This is a genomic window from Aeromonas sp. 603757, from assembly GCF_049171255.1.
Lineage (GTDB): Bacteria > Pseudomonadota > Gammaproteobacteria > Enterobacterales > Aeromonadaceae > Aeromonas > Aeromonas veronii_A.
This window is the reverse complement of sequence record NZ_JAAKOE010000004.1, coordinates 230,736-245,826: the sequence shown is the minus strand read 5'-3', so window position 1 is coordinate 245,826 and position 15,091 is coordinate 230,736. Positions and strand designations below refer to the sequence as shown.

General features: G+C 61.2%; 14 protein-coding genes. 6 read left to right on the top strand and 8 right to left on the bottom strand.

Annotation, left to right across the window (positions count from 1 at the left end):
• Positions 1-4: 4 nt before the first annotated feature.
• The 7 genes from G5332_RS06055 to pspA all read right to left on the bottom strand — a co-directional run bounded on the left by G5332_RS06055 (position 5) and on the right by pspA (position 6,394).
• Positions 5-1,150 carry an ABC transporter substrate-binding protein gene (locus G5332_RS06055; RefSeq protein ID WP_421259264.1) on the bottom strand — a complete coding sequence of 382 codons (1,146 nt, stop codon included), beginning with the start codon at positions 1,148-1,150 and terminating at the stop codon, positions 5-7.
• A gap of 197 nt (positions 1,151-1,347) precedes the next feature.
• Complete coding sequence (locus tag G5332_RS06050) at positions 1,348-2,271, bottom strand: LysR family transcriptional regulator (RefSeq protein WP_005346246.1); 924 nt, start codon at positions 2,269-2,271, stop codon at positions 1,348-1,350.
• Positions 2,272-2,461: 190 nt separating this feature from the next.
• On the bottom strand, positions 2,462-3,493 hold the full coding sequence (locus G5332_RS06045; protein WP_421259265.1) for a YcjF family protein: 1,032 nt from the start codon (positions 3,491-3,493) through the stop codon (positions 2,462-2,464).
• 65 nt (positions 3,494-3,558) lie between these two features.
• A complete protein-coding gene (locus G5332_RS06040) occupies positions 3,559-4,965 on the bottom strand; it encodes a YcjX family protein (RefSeq protein ID WP_421259266.1) in 1,407 nt (468 codons plus the stop codon).
• A gap of 101 nt (positions 4,966-5,066) precedes the next feature.
• A complete protein-coding gene (pspC, locus tag G5332_RS06035; protein ID WP_421311177.1) occupies positions 5,067-5,471 on the bottom strand; it encodes an envelope stress response membrane protein PspC in 405 nt (134 codons plus the stop codon).
• Positions 5,468-5,704, bottom strand: coding sequence for an envelope stress response membrane protein PspB (gene pspB / locus G5332_RS06030; protein ID WP_005333672.1), 237 nt, complete (start codon positions 5,702-5,704; stop codon positions 5,468-5,470). Before pspB ends, pspC begins: the two co-directional genes overlap by 4 nt.
• Before the next feature lie 3 nt (positions 5,705-5,707).
• Positions 5,708-6,394, bottom strand: a complete 687-nt coding sequence (pspA, locus tag G5332_RS06025; protein ID WP_005361184.1) for a phage shock protein PspA — start codon at positions 6,392-6,394, stop codon at positions 5,708-5,710.
• Between the two features lie 196 nt (positions 6,395-6,590).
• On the opposite strand from pspA, the gene pspF reads away from it, so the two are divergent.
• The 6 genes from pspF to G5332_RS05995 all read left to right on the top strand — a co-directional run bounded on the left by pspF (position 6,591) and on the right by G5332_RS05995 (position 13,032).
• A complete protein-coding gene (gene pspF / locus G5332_RS06020) occupies positions 6,591-7,619 on the top strand; it encodes a phage shock protein operon transcriptional activator (protein ID WP_005333674.1) in 1,029 nt (342 codons plus the stop codon).
• 108 nt (positions 7,620-7,727) lie between these two features.
• Entirely contained in the window at positions 7,728-9,323 is a 1,596-nt protein-coding gene (sapA, locus tag G5332_RS06015) for an ABC transporter substrate-binding protein SapA (RefSeq protein ID WP_162515159.1), read from the top strand.
• Between the two features lie 2 nt (positions 9,324-9,325).
• Positions 9,326-10,285 carry an ABC transporter permease gene (locus tag G5332_RS06010; RefSeq protein WP_021231386.1) on the top strand — a complete coding sequence of 320 codons (960 nt, stop codon included), beginning with the start codon at positions 9,326-9,328 and terminating at the stop codon, positions 10,283-10,285.
• Positions 10,286-10,320: 35 nt separating this feature from the next.
• Positions 10,321-11,214 (top strand): ABC transporter permease subunit, encoded by an 894-nt coding sequence (locus tag G5332_RS06005; protein WP_216953434.1) that lies wholly within the window; start codon positions 10,321-10,323, stop codon positions 11,212-11,214.
• On the top strand, positions 11,214-12,212 hold the full coding sequence (locus G5332_RS06000; protein ID WP_005333679.1) for an oligopeptide/dipeptide ABC transporter ATP-binding protein: 999 nt from the start codon (positions 11,214-11,216) through the stop codon (positions 12,210-12,212). The genes G5332_RS06005 and G5332_RS06000 overlap by 1 nt, the downstream gene beginning before the upstream one ends.
• Before the next feature lie 34 nt (positions 12,213-12,246).
• Positions 12,247-13,032, top strand: coding sequence for an ATP-binding cassette domain-containing protein (locus G5332_RS05995; protein ID WP_005333681.1), 786 nt, complete (start codon positions 12,247-12,249; stop codon positions 13,030-13,032).
• Positions 13,033-13,137: 105 nt separating this feature from the next.
• On the opposite strand, the gene htpG is transcribed toward G5332_RS05995, so the two are convergent.
• On the bottom strand, positions 13,138-15,051 hold the full coding sequence (gene htpG, locus G5332_RS05990; RefSeq protein ID WP_058058711.1) for a molecular chaperone HtpG: 1,914 nt from the start codon (positions 15,049-15,051) through the stop codon (positions 13,138-13,140).
• Between the last annotated feature and the right edge of the window lie 40 nt (positions 15,052-15,091).

Below are 15,091 nucleotides of genomic sequence, written 5' to 3'. Positions count from 1 at the left end.
CGCCTCAGCGACCGCCCAGAATGGCGATATAGTCGGAAACCCAGCGGTAATAGGGCACGCAAGTTCCCTGGCTCTTGCACTGGGAGACCGGAGTGCGCCAGAAGCGAACCCGATCGAAGTTGTCGATACCGTTGGTTTTGCACCCGGTCGGGCCCAGCAGGGCATTGCCTTCGCAGGCGGCAGGCACCACAGGCACCGAGCCAAACCAGGCGGCGAGATCCCCCTGCAGCTTGTTGCTCAGGGAGTGCTCCAGCCACTTGTAAGCGCAGGTGAGGTTCTTGGCATCGCTATGCACCATGCTGGTATCGGCCCAACCGGTGACCCCCTCTTTCGGCACAGTGGTGGCGATGGGCTGCTTGTCGGCGATCAGGGCATTGGCCTGGAACGGCCAGGAGCCTGACGCGACCACCCCTTCGTTCTTGAAGTCATCGATCTGGACGAAAGCATCATGCCAGTAGCGTCCCACCAGCTGGCGCTGCTTGCGCAGCAGAGCGAGGGAGGCCTTGTACTGATCCTCGTTCAGCTCGTAAGGATCCTTGATGCCCAGTGCGGGCTGATGGGTCATCAGATAGAGGGCGGCATCGGCGATGTGGATCGGGCCATCAAAGGCCTGCACCCGCCCCTTGTTGGACTTGCCATCCGCCATGGTCTGTTCCTCGAATACCACGTTCCAGGAGTCCGGTGCCTTGGGGAACACCTTGGTGTTGTACATCAGGATATTGCCGCCCCACTGGTAGGGCACGCCGTAGTGCTTGCCATCCACAGTGTGCCAGGGGGCATTTTGCAGCCGGGGATCAATCTTGCTGTAGCTCGGGATGAGCGCCAGATTGAGTGGCTGCACCTTGCCACCGGCAATCAGACGCAGACTGGCATCGCCGGAGGCGGTCACCAGATCGAAGCCCCCCTCGTTCATCAAGGCCACCATCTCGTCCGAGGTGGCCGCCGTCTTGACGCTCACCTTGCAGCCGGTCTCTTTCTCGAATCCGGTCACCCAGTCGTAGTTCTTGTCGGTCTCGCCACGCTCAACGTAGCCAGCCCAGGCCACAATATTGAGCTGGCCTTCACCCTTGCCGAGCTCGGTCGGGGCAGCCTGGGTCTGGCCTGCCAGCAGCGCCGGAACAAGAGCCAGCATCAGAGGGGTCAATTTCATCATGCACTCCTTGCATTGTGTTGACTTGCATCAGGTGAAGGAACGCCATCATGGGCGTTAACATCCTGTTAACCAGCAATGAGCTTAGGGGAGTGGCAATACGATGAATATTTCAATTTTTGGTGGCTCAGGTATCAGCTAAATCGATATCGAGTGCAGATGAATCTGATTTTTGGTGGCTACCCCGCAAGAGATGGCTAGCGAGGGAGCGCCTGACGGGCCCGCAACCGGCTCTGATCCCGCGCAATATCGATAAATTCCCGCGCCGTCCAATCCAGCCGAGAACCACGGCGCCACACCAGCCCGATATCGATGGCGGGAATGGGCTCCTTGATGGGGCGCGCCTCGACCCGCTCCTGCTCCAGCGACCAGGGACGATAGGCAAAATCGGGCAGCAGGGCGACCCCGAGCTGGCTTGCCACCAGACTGCGCACCGCCTCCACCGATGCGGTGCGCAGCACGATACGGGGGGAGATGCCGTAGCGGCGCAGGCCGCCACCGATGATCTGATCGAGCTGATCGGCGGTCAGCGAGATCATCGGCTCCTCCCCCAGCGCGGTGAGCGAGAGGGTCGACTCGGCGCAGAGCGGGTGGTTGGCGGCCAGCCAGAGCCGCAGCGGCGAACGGGTCAGCAATTCGGTATCAAACGCCTCTTGTCGGATGGTACGGTTGGTCATCAGGATCCCCACATCCACCTCGCCATTGACGATCTGGTGCTCCAGAAAAGGCTGTTCATCCTCCTTCACCTCGATCTGTACCGCCGGAAAGGCACGGCGAAAGCGGCCAAGCGCCTCTGAGAGGTAGTAACCCGCCACCAAGGTGGTCACGCCGATGGTGAGTCGCCCCTGATCCTGCTGGGCCACCGCTTTGAGGGAGTGGCTCGCCTCGGTCATGGCGCCGAGAATGCGGCGGGCGTGGAGCAAAAACTGGTGCCCCTGAGTGGTGAGGGTGACGCCGCGCGGATTGCGCTCGAATAGCGGGGCGCCGAGCTCGGTCTCCAGCTCGCGAATGGCGCTGGTCACCGCCGACTGGGAGATATGCAGCTCGGCGGCGGCGCGACTCACTGAAAAGCTGTCGGCCACGGCCACAAAATAACGGATCTGGCGAAAGGTAAAGTTCATCAGGCATCCTTGCCGATTGGTACTATTGGTGTGATTGGTAAGATTGACTGCCAGCTTAACCGTAAACGGGCGTCTCGCCAAAACCGGGCACTGCTGCCAACTCAATGACCTGCCGATTAAAACCATGCCCCTGCGGCTTGGCGAGCACGACAGGGGCATGGGTCATCGCAGCAAGGTGCAGACAGGGCTATCAGGATTTGTTGAGATACCCCGCCAGCTGGCCGATCAGCCGCTTGCGCAGCTCGCCGAGTTTGGGTTTTTCGTCCGCACACCAGGGCAGCGGACGGCACGCTTCGATGGTGCGCAGGCCAAGACGGGCGGTGAGCAGCCCGGCCCCCACCCCTTGCGCCGCGCGGGCAGAGAGCTTGGCGGCAAACTCGGCGCCCAGCAAGTCCATCCCCACCTCGGTCACCAGCTCGGTAGCACCGGCGTAGAGCATGTTGCGAAACACCTGACGGATCAGACGTATGCGGCTCCAGTAGCCGAGCTCGATGGCATAGACATCGGCGATATCCTCGATCATCCGCAGGTTGCGCCACAACATCAGCATCATGTCGACGGTGGCGAGCGGGCTGAGCGCCACCAGCACAGCGGCCTCCCCCGACCATTTGGCCACCCGCGCCTGCGCCAGTTTGTCGCGTTCGCTCAATACCAGCTGACTGTAAAGGGTCAGCACCTCCCGATCGCTGTGGCTCTCGTCGAGCTGGGCCAGCCAGGTTTGATACCCCTCGCGCCCCTTGTCGCCACTTTTGACCGCCAACCCTTCGCAAAAGGCCTGCCCCTGCCCGACTCCCTGATGGGCCAGCAGATCTTCTGCTCGCGAGCGCACATCCTGACGCCGCTTGAGAGTGTGCAGCCGCAGCCACTCGCGCCCCACCACGCTGGCGGTGCCCGCCGCCACCAGCGCCGAGGCAGCCAGCCAGGCGCTGCCCCAGAGCGGGGTGGTGAGGAATTGATCGTAAAGAAAGGCGCCATACTGGCCCAACGAGAGCAGACCGACTGCCCCCAGCCCCCACGCCAGCAGCCGATGGCGGCGGCGCGGTTTGCTGACGAGGGCGCTCTCCACCTCGGTGAACTCGTCCAGCTCGTCGAGGCGCTCGAAACTCGCCTCCTCCAGCCGCTGAGCCGGTGCGGGCGGTCGCTCGTCACTGGCCACCGTCATGGCAGGCTCAAGGATCACCTTGCCCTGCAGCGGTGGCCGCTCTTTTATCTGATCGTTCATCGCCTTATTCTCCTGAAAACAGTCTCCTGCGGGCGGCGCAGGAAACAAACCCGAGCCGCACACCGTTATTCGAGGTGATCCCCGAGCAGAAACTCCAGCGCCGCATCGAGCCGGATATGGGGCAGCGCCTGATGGGGACTCATGGGCATGGGGCGAAACGCCTGAAAATCAAAGCCCTGATTGTTCCACCACTGCGCGGGTGGAATATGGGGCGGCACCTCCCCGGGGAACAGCAGCAGCGGCTCACCGCTCAGGCTGGTGCCACGGATGGCGGGGAACTCGCGGCCATTGGCCACCCCCTTGCCCACCTCGGTCGCCTTGATGGCGGCGAGCGCCAGACACTCGGTGGTGATCCCCTCGAAACGGGCCTGACCGCGGCCGCTGCGTACCAGATGCTGGAGCAGGGAGACCATGGGCGCATGCTGTTCGGGGGTGACGTGATCGGCCTTGCTCGCCACAAAGAGCAACTTGTCGATACGGGGCGAAAAGAGCCGCCGCCACCAGTTGCTCTTGCCGTAGGCAAAGCTCTCCATGATGCGGGCGATGGCCTGCTGCATGTCGCCAAAGCTGGCCGCCCCGGCGTTGAGGGGCTGCAGGCAATCCACCAGCACGATCTGGCGATCAAAACCGGCAAAGTGCTGCTCGTAGAAGCCCTGCACCAGATGCTGCTTGTACTGCTCGAAGCGCTGCTTGAGAGTGGCGTAAAGAGTGCTATCGGCGGGCTCGCCGACAGGCATCTCCCACACCCAGGGGACAAATTGCAGCATGGGGGCACCGGCATACTCGCCCGGCAAGACAAAGCGGCCGGGCTGGATCAGGTGCAGCCCCAGCTCCTGTTTGCAAGCATGCAAGTAGGCGGTGTAACGCTCGGCCAGCTCAGCCACCGGCCGCTCTTCGAAGCGCTGATCGACCTGCCACCCGGGGGTCAGCCAGCTGGTGGCAAGTGCCTGCAGCTCTGGGCGACGGAGCTGCTCGCGCACCTGTTCGCTCCACTGCTCGTAGCTCATCTCAAGGAGCGGCAAGTCGAGCAGCCACTCCCCGGGGTAGTCCACCAGATCCACGTAGAGGGTGGAGATCTCCCCCAGATGCTTGCGCAGAGGATGACGGGTGCGATAGCGGATTTCGAGGCGCACCTCGGCCACGCCGCGGGTGGGCTCGGGCCAGGCAGGTGGATCGCCAAACAGGGAGTCGAGACCACGCTCGTAGGCAAAGGTGGGGATGTGGGCATTGAGCTGCGGCACCCGGCGGGCACCGAGGATGCGCCCCTGACGCAGGGCATCCCACAATGGCAAACGACCGTCGATGGCCGCGTGTTCCAGCTGGTTGACCAGCGCCGTGATAAAGGCGGTTTTGCCGCTGCGAGAGAGGCCGGTCACCGCCAGCCGAATATGGCGATCCCGCACCCGGTTCACCACGTCGTTCGCCTTGTGTTGCAGGCGAGTCAACTTCTGTTCCAGTTTATTGAGTATCAAGGCTTGACCCGTTCTCCCTTGGTGGTTGCATCTGGATAGCTGGTGTCGATGGTGGCGCATCACGGGAGGCGCCGCCATCGACATGGGGGCTTCAGCAAGAACTACAGCTTGCGAAACTCCCGCTGCAGGTTGAACTCCCTGGAGGTCACCAGCTTCTCGATCCGCTGAACTCTGGGCTCCAGCGCGTCAAGTTCCTGCGCGATGCGGCCCAGCGCCTGATGAGGGGTGATCCCCGCCTGCCAGCTGCGCGCTTTCATCCGCACCTCGGCAAAGTCGGCATCCTCTTGCGAATAGAGGGTGACCGGCTTTTTATCGAGCAGGAACCAGGCAGCGATATAGGCGGTGAAGGTAATGAAACCGGCGAAGATAAGGCCACTGATGGCGAGCAGCCGCACGATCCAGGTCTCCACCCCGAAATACTCAGCCAAACCGGCACAGACCCCGGCTATCTTGCCACGCTGGGGATCGCGATAGAGGTTACGCCCTTCACGACTGACACTGCTCATACCTTGTTCCTCCAACCGGGTACTTCCGCATCCAGAATCGACTCCAGCGCGCCCACTCGCTCCTGCATCTTCTCGGTGCGAGCCAGCAGCCCTTGCAGCTGTTCCCGCTCGCTATCGGCAAGACCGGCGCCAATCCGCCCCTTGGCACGATAGTGCAGCACCAGCCAGATGGGGGCCACCACCACCATGAAGACCACCATGGGAACCATCAATACGCCCAGCAGATCTTCCATCTGTTACTCCCCCTGTTTGCCTTCGCTTTTGCTGTCGCCCTGACCCAGCTTCTGGCGCATGGCTTCCAGCTCACGGCTTATCTGATCGTCCACTTCCAGCTCGGCAAACTGCTGCGCCAGCGCCTTGTCGGACTGACCCAGATCGGCGCGCGCTTCCATTTCGTCGATGCGACGCTCCATCCGCTCAAACTTGCTCACCACAGCCTGGCTCTCGCCACGGGCTACCTGGCTCTGCACATTGAGACGGCTGCTGGCCGCTTCGGTGCGAATGGCCATCGCCTTTTGACGGGCGCGGGCATCTTCCAGCTTGGCTTCGAGCTGGCGGATCTCCTCACCCAGCTTCTCGATACCGCTGTCGACCGCTTGCTGCTCGCGGTAGAGGGTCTCTGACAACTCGGTCTGTTTCTTCTTCTCGATAAGGGCGGCGCGGGCCAGATCTTCACGTCCCTTGGTCAGGGCTAGCTCGGCCTTGGCTTGCCACTCGTCGACCCGCTCCTGATGACGGGCGACCTGACGACCAATCTCTTTCTGGCTGGCGAGGAAGCGGGCCAGATTGGAACGCTCCTTGACCAGCTCGTCCTCCATCTCCTGGATGATCAGGCGCACCATCTTCTGGGGATCTTCTGCCTTGTCGAGCAGGGCCGTCAGGTTGGAATTGATGATGTCGGCCAGACGGGAAAAAATACTCATGATTGCACTCCTGTTATTGGCATGGCGTTGTTTCTCCATTGACAATGGCAACTTGTGTGCCAATCTGGAACAAAATTTAACTTGTTGATTTATATGGGGCAGAATAGCCGAATTGCAAGATGCCTCGCGCAAGTGATGATTAAAATCACCAACTTTTGGTAAGATTGACCAGCTTTTACAACTGACAGGGATCACTATGACCACGGCCACGGAAAGCCTGCTGGGGGAATCCAACGCATTTCTCGAGATCATTGAGCAGGCCTCACGGCTCGCCCCGCTGCGCAAACCCGTGCTGATCATCGGTGAGCGGGGGACGGGCAAGGAGCTGATCGCCCACCGCCTACATTATCTCTCGGCGCGCTGGGATCAAAGCTTTGTCACCATCAACTGTGCCACCCTGAGCGAGAGCCTGCTGGAAACCGAGCTGTTCGGTCACGAAGCGGGATCATTTACCGGTGCAGCCAAGCGCCATCAGGGCCGCTTCGAGCGGGCCGATGGCGGCACCCTCTTCCTCGACGAGCTGGCCACCACCAGCGCCAGGGTGCAGGAGAAGTTGCTGCGGGTCATCGAATATGGCGAGTTCGAGCGGGTGGGTGGGGCCAAGCCCCTTAAGGTGGATGTGCGGCTGGTCTGCGCCACCAACGAGGATCTCCCTGCGCTGGCCGACAAGGGGCAGTTTCGCCACGATCTGCTCGACCGGCTCGCGTTTGATGTGATCACCCTCCCCCCCTTGCGGGAGCGGCGGGAAGATATCCTGATGCTGGCGGAGCACTTCGCCCACAGCATGACCCGGGAGCTGGGCTATCCGCTCTTTGCCGGTTTCTCGCGCAAGGCAACCCAGCTACTGCTGGATTACCACTGGCCGGGTAACGTGCGGGAGCTGAAGAACGTGGTGGAGCGCAGCATCTATCGTCAGGGCAATCCCCAACTACCGCTCTCGACCCTGGTGCTCAACCCGTTTGATTCCCCCTGGCGACCACAGGTCACGCAACCTGCGCAAGAGGCCCGAAGCGAGGTACAATCTGCATCCCCCCTCGCCTTGCCGCTCGATCTCAAGCAGGCGGTGGCGGAGTACGAGATTAATTTACTCAAGCAAGCGATGCAGCAATCCCAGTATAATCAGCGCAAAGCCGCTCAACTGCTGGCCTTAAGCTATCACCAGTTCCGTGGCATGCTACGCAAATATCAGCTGCTGGATGGCGATAACGATGCAGAACAAGAGTGAAGGAGCGCGGTTGATGCCGACTCCAGCAATACGCCAGCCTTCGCGCTGGCACATTTGTATCAAAACGTGCGAACAAAACCCCTATAAGAACATGGTTCAACAATGAGAATGCTCACACCCTTGCTGCTGGGTATGCTGGTGCTGGTCACCGGCTGCCAGAAGCAACCCGAGGCCTCCAAAACCGGACTCATCTATTGTGCTGAGGGATCCCCCCTCTCCTTCAATCCCCATGTTTCCAACTCCGGGGTGACACTGGATGCCAGTGCCCGTCCGCTCTACGACCGCCTGCTGGAGGTGAACCCCAACACCCTGGCGTTGGAGCCGGCGCTCGCCACCAACTGGCATGTCAGCGAGGATGGCCTCACCTATACCCTGACCCTGCGCAAGGGGGTGACGTTTCACCATACTCCCTGGTTCAAGCCCACCCGCACCTTCAATGCCGATGACGTGGTCTTCACCTATGCCCGCCAGCTTGACGAGCAGCACCCCTATCACAATGTGTCCGGCGGCGATTACCCCTACTTCTACAGCCTGGGGCAAGATCTGCTGATCAAACGGGTGAGCAAGAAGGGGCCGCAGACGGTGGTATTCGAGCTGAACCAGCCGAACGCCTCCTTCCTCGCCACCCTGGCCAGCGACTATGCGGTGATCCTCTCCGCCGAATACGCCGAGCAGATGTTGCAGGCGGGCACGCCAGCCCTGCTGGATAGCCGCCCCATCGGCACCGGGCCGTTCAGCTTCAAGGAGTATCGCCACAACGAGTTCATCCGCTATCTGCGCCACCCCGGCTACTGGGGCGGCGATGCCAAGATTGAACAGCTGGTCTACGACATCACCCCCAAATCCGCCAAACGGCTGGCCAAGCTGCTGACCGGCGAGTGCGACGTGATGAGCACCCCTTCCGCCAGCCAGCTCTCGGTGATCAAGCAAAATCCGGCGCTGAGCCTCTCGGTCCAGTCGGGGATGAACGTCGCCTTTTTGGCCCTCAATACCCGCAAGCCGCCGTTCAACAACGTCAAGGTGCGTCAGGCCATTGCCAGCGCCATCAATATCGACAATCTGCTGCAGGCGGTCTATTTCGATACTGGCCTGCCCGCCAACAGCCTGCTGCCGACCCTCTCATGGGGTTACAACCCCAGCCTGCCCGAGCGCAAACCCGACCTGAAACGGGCGCGCCAGCTGCTCAAGGAGGCGGGACTGGAGAAAGGGTTCGAGATGCAGGTGCTGGTACAGCCGGACGCCCGCCCCTACAACCCGGATGCGGTCAAGACTGCCCAGCTGATCCGCAGCGATCTGGCCAAGGTCGGGATCAAGCTCAAGATCGTGCAACGGGAGTGGCCGGTGATCGAAAGCCGCCTCACCAAGGGGCAGTACGACAGCCTGCTCTCCGGCTGGATTGCCGACAACGCCGACCCGGACAATTTCTTCCGTCAGCTGCTGAGCTGCTCGGCAGTGGAGCGCGGCAACAACTACAGCCGCTGGTGTAGCCCGGCCTTCGATCAGTTGCTGGATGATGCGGTCACCACGCCCCAGCTCTCGTTCCGGCTGCGCAACTACTACTATGCCCAGACCCTGCTCAACGAACAGCTGCCGCTGATCCCGCTGGCGCACGCCTTGCGTACCCAGGTCAGCCGCAGCGACATCGAGGGGCTGACGCTGATGCCCTTTGGCGGCACCTCCTTCAACCAGGCTCACAGGGAGTAAGCATGCTTCTATACACCTTGCGCCGCATCAACCTGCTGCTCATCACCCTGCTGGCGCTGACCTTTGTCGCCTACCTGCTGGACTATCGGCTGATCGGCAATCAGCTCAGCTTCTGGAGCGGCTATCCCGACTTCCTGCGCCGCATTTTCGCAGGCGACCTGGGGCTCTCCAGCGTCTCCGGACTGCCGGTGCTGGACGAGATCCGCCACTACTTCCCGGCGACCCTGATCCTCTGTCTGGCGGCGTTCGCCATCTCGCTGCTGGTGGGGATTCCTCTCGGCACCCTGGCGGCCCTGTCACAGGGCAAGACGCTGGATCTCTCCATCATGACTGCCGGTCTTATCGGCTATGCGGTGCCGGTGTTCTGGCTGGCGCTGCTGGTGGTGATGCTCTTTTCGCTGGATCTCGGCTGGCTGCCGGCGTCGGGCCAGATCAGCCTGCTCTACGACGTGCCCCCCATTACCGGCATCGCGGTGATCGATGTGCTGCTCAGCAACGAGCCCTGGCGGCAAGCGGCGCTGCACGATGCCCTGCGCCACCTCATTCTCCCATCACTGGTGCTGGCGGTGGTGCCCACCACCGAGGTGATCCGCCATGTGCGCAGCTCCCTCATCGACGTGATGAAGCAGAACTACATCAAGGCGGCGGCGAGCCGGGGCCTTTCCAAGGCGCAGATCGTCTGGCGCCATGGTCTGAAGAACGCCCTGCCGCCGGTACTGCCGCTGCTGGGTCTGCAACTGGGTAGCGTGCTCACCTCCGCCATGATCACCGAGGTGGTGTTCGAGTGGCACGGGATCGGCCGCTGGCTCATCAGCAGCATCGCCCTGCAGGATTACGCCGCCATTCGCGGCGCAACCTTGGTGGTCGCCAGTTTCGTGATCCTGACCAGCGTCAGCACCGAGTTGCTGACCACCCTTATCTATCCGGCACGGCGCAAAGAGTTGTATGCCAAACAAGATTGAACGCGCTCATGGCGTGACCAGGAGCCAGGTATCCTATGCAAGATAAATCGAACATCTATCCCGAGCTCAAGATCCTCTCGCCCCTTGAGCAGACGTGGGCCTCCTACAGCCGCAATCCGTTGGCGATGGCGGGGCTCTGGTGCTTTTTGCTGTTGCTGCTCATCACGCTGGTGGGGCCGCTGGTCGTCCCCTACGGCATCGATGAACAGCACACCGACAAGCTGCTGCTCGCCCCCTCCTGGGCGGCGACCGGCAACATCGACTACTTCCTCGGCACCGATGATTTGGGGCGCGACATGCTCTCCCGGCTGGTGGTGGGGGCGCGCCTCACTTTCGGCTGTGCCCTTGTCGTGGTGGTGATCGCCATGGTGGTGGGCTCCGCCATCGGCATACTCGGCGGCATGAGCAAGGGGCTGAAATCGAGCGTGCTGCACCACCTGCTCGATACCCTGCTCTCCATCCCCTCCCTGCTGATGGCCATCATCATGGTTGCCATTCTGGGGCCGGGCCTTGGCAATACCCTGATCGCCATTACCCTGGCATTGATCCCCCCCTTTATCCGGGCCACTTACAACGCGGTGCATGCCGAGATGCAGAAGGAGTACATCATTGCCAGTCGGCTCGATGGCTCGCCCCCCTTCAGGATCATGCGGCTGGCTATTTTGCCCAATATCGTCGAGACCCTGGTGGCCCAGACCACCCGCACCTTGTCTGCGGCCATTCTCGATATCTCGGCAGTCGGTTTTCTCGGCCTCGGAGCACAATCCCCTCAACCGGAGTGGGGCACCATGCTGGCCGATTCGAGTGACCTCATCTATCTCGCACCCTGGACCGTCACTTTGCCGGGCATGGCTATCCTGTTCAGCGTGCTGGCCACCAACCTGGTTGGTGAAGGCATCCGCGAAGCACTCAAAGAGGGGAATGACTGATGCCGCTGCTCGATATTCGCAATCTCACCATCGAGATCGACACACCGCAAGGCAAGGTCAAGGCGGTGGACAAGGTGAGCCTGACCCTGACCGAGGGGGAGATCCGCGGTCTGGTGGGTGAATCCGGCTCAGGTAAAAGTCTGATCGCCAAGGTGATCGTCGGCATCGAGAAGGACAACTGGACGGTACGTGCCGACCGGATGCGCTTCAACGACATGGATCTGCTGACCATGGCCCCCAAGGAGCGCCGTCGCATCATGGGTCGCGAGATCGCCATGATCTTCCAGGACCCCATCAGCTGTCTCGACCCCTCCGAGGAGATCGGCACCCAGCTGGAAGAGGCAATCCCGACCGATTCGTTCGAGGGGCAATTCTGGCAACGCTTCCAGTGGCGCAAGAAGAAGGCCATCGCCCTGCTGCACCGGGTCGGCGTCAAGGATCACCGCAAGGTGATGCGCGCCTATCCCCATGAGCTGTCGGATGGCATGTGCCAGAAGGTGATGATCGCCATGGCCATTGCCAACCAGCCGCGTCTGCTGGTAGCCGACGAGCCCACCAGCGCCATGGAGTCCACCACCCACTCCCAGATCCTGCGACTCCTGGACAAGATGAACAAGCTGGGCAATACCACCATCCTGATCATCAGTAACGATATCGCCGCCATCGCCAACCTGACCGATACCATCAACGTGATGTACTGCGGCCAGATGGTGGAAGTGGGCACACGGGAGCAGATCCTCGAGACCCCGCATCACCCCTATACCGATGCCCTGCTCAAATCGATCCCCGACTTTGACAAGCTGGTGCGCCACAAGTCGCGCCTCGAGACCCTGCCCGGCGTCATCCCGCCGCTGCAACACCTGCCCATCGGCTGCCGTCTGGGGCCGCGCTGCCCCTACGCCCAGAAGCAGTGCGTGCAGACTCCGTTGATGAACAAGATCAAGGGCCATCAGTTCAGCTGCCACTTCCCGCTGAACATGGAGGAGCCGAAAAAATGATGACCGTTAATGCCCCCATGAAGGAGCCCCGCTTGTGATCGAGCCATCCCTGTTGCAGGTCAGAGGCCTTAGCAAAACCTACCAGAACCGCACCGGTCTATTCCGTCGTCAGGCGGTGGAGGCGATCAAGCCCCTCTCGTTCGATCTCGAAGTGGGCCAGACCCTCGCCATCGTCGGCGAAGCTGGCTCCGGCAAGAGTACCCTCGCCCGCATTCTGGCCGGCATGATCGAACCCACCAGCGGCGACATCGCCATCGACGGCCAACTGATGGTGCATGGCGATTACCAGACTCGCTGCAAACTGCTGCGGATGATTTTTCAGGATCCCAACACCTCGCTGAACCGCAAGATCCGGGTCGGCCAGATCCTGGAAACCCCGCTGCGTCTCAACACCGAGATGACCGAGGAGGAGCGCCGTGAGAAGGTGGTGCAAACCCTGCGCATGGTGGGGATGCTGCCGGACCACGCCCTGTTTTATCCGCAGATGCTCTCCTCCGGTCAGCAACAGCGGGTGGCGCTGGCGCGGGCGCTGATCCTCAACCCCAAGATCGTGGTGGCCGATGAGGCGCTCTCCACCCTGGATATCTCGGTACGCTCCCAGATCATCAATCTGCTGCTGGAGATGCAGGAGACCATGGGACTGAGTTATGTGCTGGTAGCCAACGATTTGGGCATCGTCAGCCATATCAGCGACGAGGTGCTGGTAATGCACGAAGGTCGGGTGGTGGAGCGCGGCAAGACTCTCAAGGTGTTTGCGGATCCCCAGCATGAGGTGACTCGCCGTCTCATCCAGAACTACAACAACGAATACCGCAAATAGAGAGGCGCTGGCCGCCGCCCTTGCCGCTGTGTTTCGCCGAGCTCACTCGGCGGGATCAAAAAAGCCCACTGCATACAGTGGGCTTTCTGTTACCGGCGTTGCTGCTTAGGCTTGCAGCAACAGACGGTTGATGCGGGAGACGAAGCTCGCCGGATCGTTCAGCCCGCCCTGCTCGGCCAGCTGGGCCTGTTCGTGCAGCAGGGTGACCCACTCGCCAAACAGTGCCTCGTCTTCAATGGTGTCGAGTTTCTTCACCAGCGCGTGGTCAGGGTTGAGCTCCAGAATGTACTTCTGCTCCGGTACCGGCTGGCCGGCCGCGCGCATCAGCTTGATCATCTGGGTGCTCATACCGTAGGCGTCGGTGACGATGCAAGAGGGGGAGTCGGTCAGACGGTGGGTGACACGCACCTCTTTCACTGCATCGCCCAAGCTCTTCTTGACCCGCTCCACCAGACCGGCGTTGGCCTTCTCGGCCTCTTCCTGGGCCTGCTTGGAGGCTTCGTCTTCCAGATCGCCGAGATCCAGTTCGCCACGGGTGACGGAGATAAGCTGCTTGCCGTCGAACTCGGTCAGGTGGCTCATCAGCCACTCGTCCACGCGCTCCCACATCAGCAGCACTTCGACACCTTTCTTGCGGAAGATCTCGAGGTGCGGGCTGTTCTTGGCAGCGGCATAGGAGTCAGCAGTGATGTAGTAGATCTTCTGCTGGCCTTCCTTCATGCGGCCAACGTAATCCTCGAGAGAGACGGTCTGGGCTTCGCCCTCGCCAGCGGTGCTGGCAAAGCGCAAGAGCTTGGCGATCTCTTCGCGGTTGGCGTAATCCTCGGCCGGGCCCTCTTTGAGCACGTTACCGAACTCTTTCCAGAACTTGGCGTACTTCTCGGCATCGTCTTTCGCCAGCTTGGAGAGCATGGTCAGGACGCGCTTGGAGCAAGCCTTGCGCAGAGAGGCGGTCACCTTGTTGTCCTGCAGGATCTCACGGCTGACGTTGAGCGGCAGATCGTTGGAGTCCAGCACCCCTTTGACGAAGCGCAGGTAGGTCGGCATAAACTGCTCGGCGTCATCCATGATAAAGACGCGCTGTACGTAGAGCTTCAGACCGTGCTTCTGCTCGCGGTTGTAGAGGTCGAACGGAGCGCGGGCCGGCACGTAGAGCAGGCTAGTGTACTCCTGCGCCCCTTCCACCCGGTTGTGACCCCACAGCAGCGGATCTTCAAAGTCGTGGGCGACGTGCTTGTAGAACTCCTGATACTCCTCGTCCTTGATATCTTTCGGGTTGCGGGTCCACAGTGCCGTGGCGCGGTTGACCTGCTCCCACTCGCCCGGGGTGCCGACGATGGTTTCGCCATCCTCTTCGCGATCCGGGGTGCCCTCTTTGAACATTTCGACCGGCACGCTGATGTGATCGGAATATTTGCCCACCACGGAGCGCAAACGCCAATCGTCGAGGAACTCGTCCTCTTCGGCACGCAGGTGCAGGATGACGTCGGTACCGCGACCCTCTTTGGTCACATCAGCGACGGTGAAGGAGCCTTCCCCTTCCGATTCCCACTGTACGCCCTGCTCCGGAGCAGTACCGGCGGCGCGGGACACCACGGTCACCTTGTCGGCCACGATAAAGGCGGAGTAGAAACCGACCCCGAACTGACCGATCAGCTGGGAATCCTTACCCTGATCGCCGGAGAGGTTTTTGAAGAATTCTGCGGTGCCGGACTTGGCGATGGTACCCAGGTGCTCAATCACCTGATCACGGGTCATACCGATCCCGTTATCGGAGATGGTCAGGGTACGCTTCTCTTTGTCCACCACCAGACGCACACGCAACTGGCCGTCGTTTTCGAACAAAGAGGCATCGGAAAGCGCCTTGAAGCGCAGCTTGTCCGCCGCATCGGATGCGTTGGAGATCAGCTCGCGCAGGAATACTTCTTTGTTGGAGTAGAGGCTGTGAGCCATCAGGCTCAGCAGTTGTTTGACTTCAGTCTGAAAGCCGTGGGTTTCGGCATGAACACTTTGGGTCATGGACCAATCCTCAGAAACATCGGGTTGAACATACGCCCAA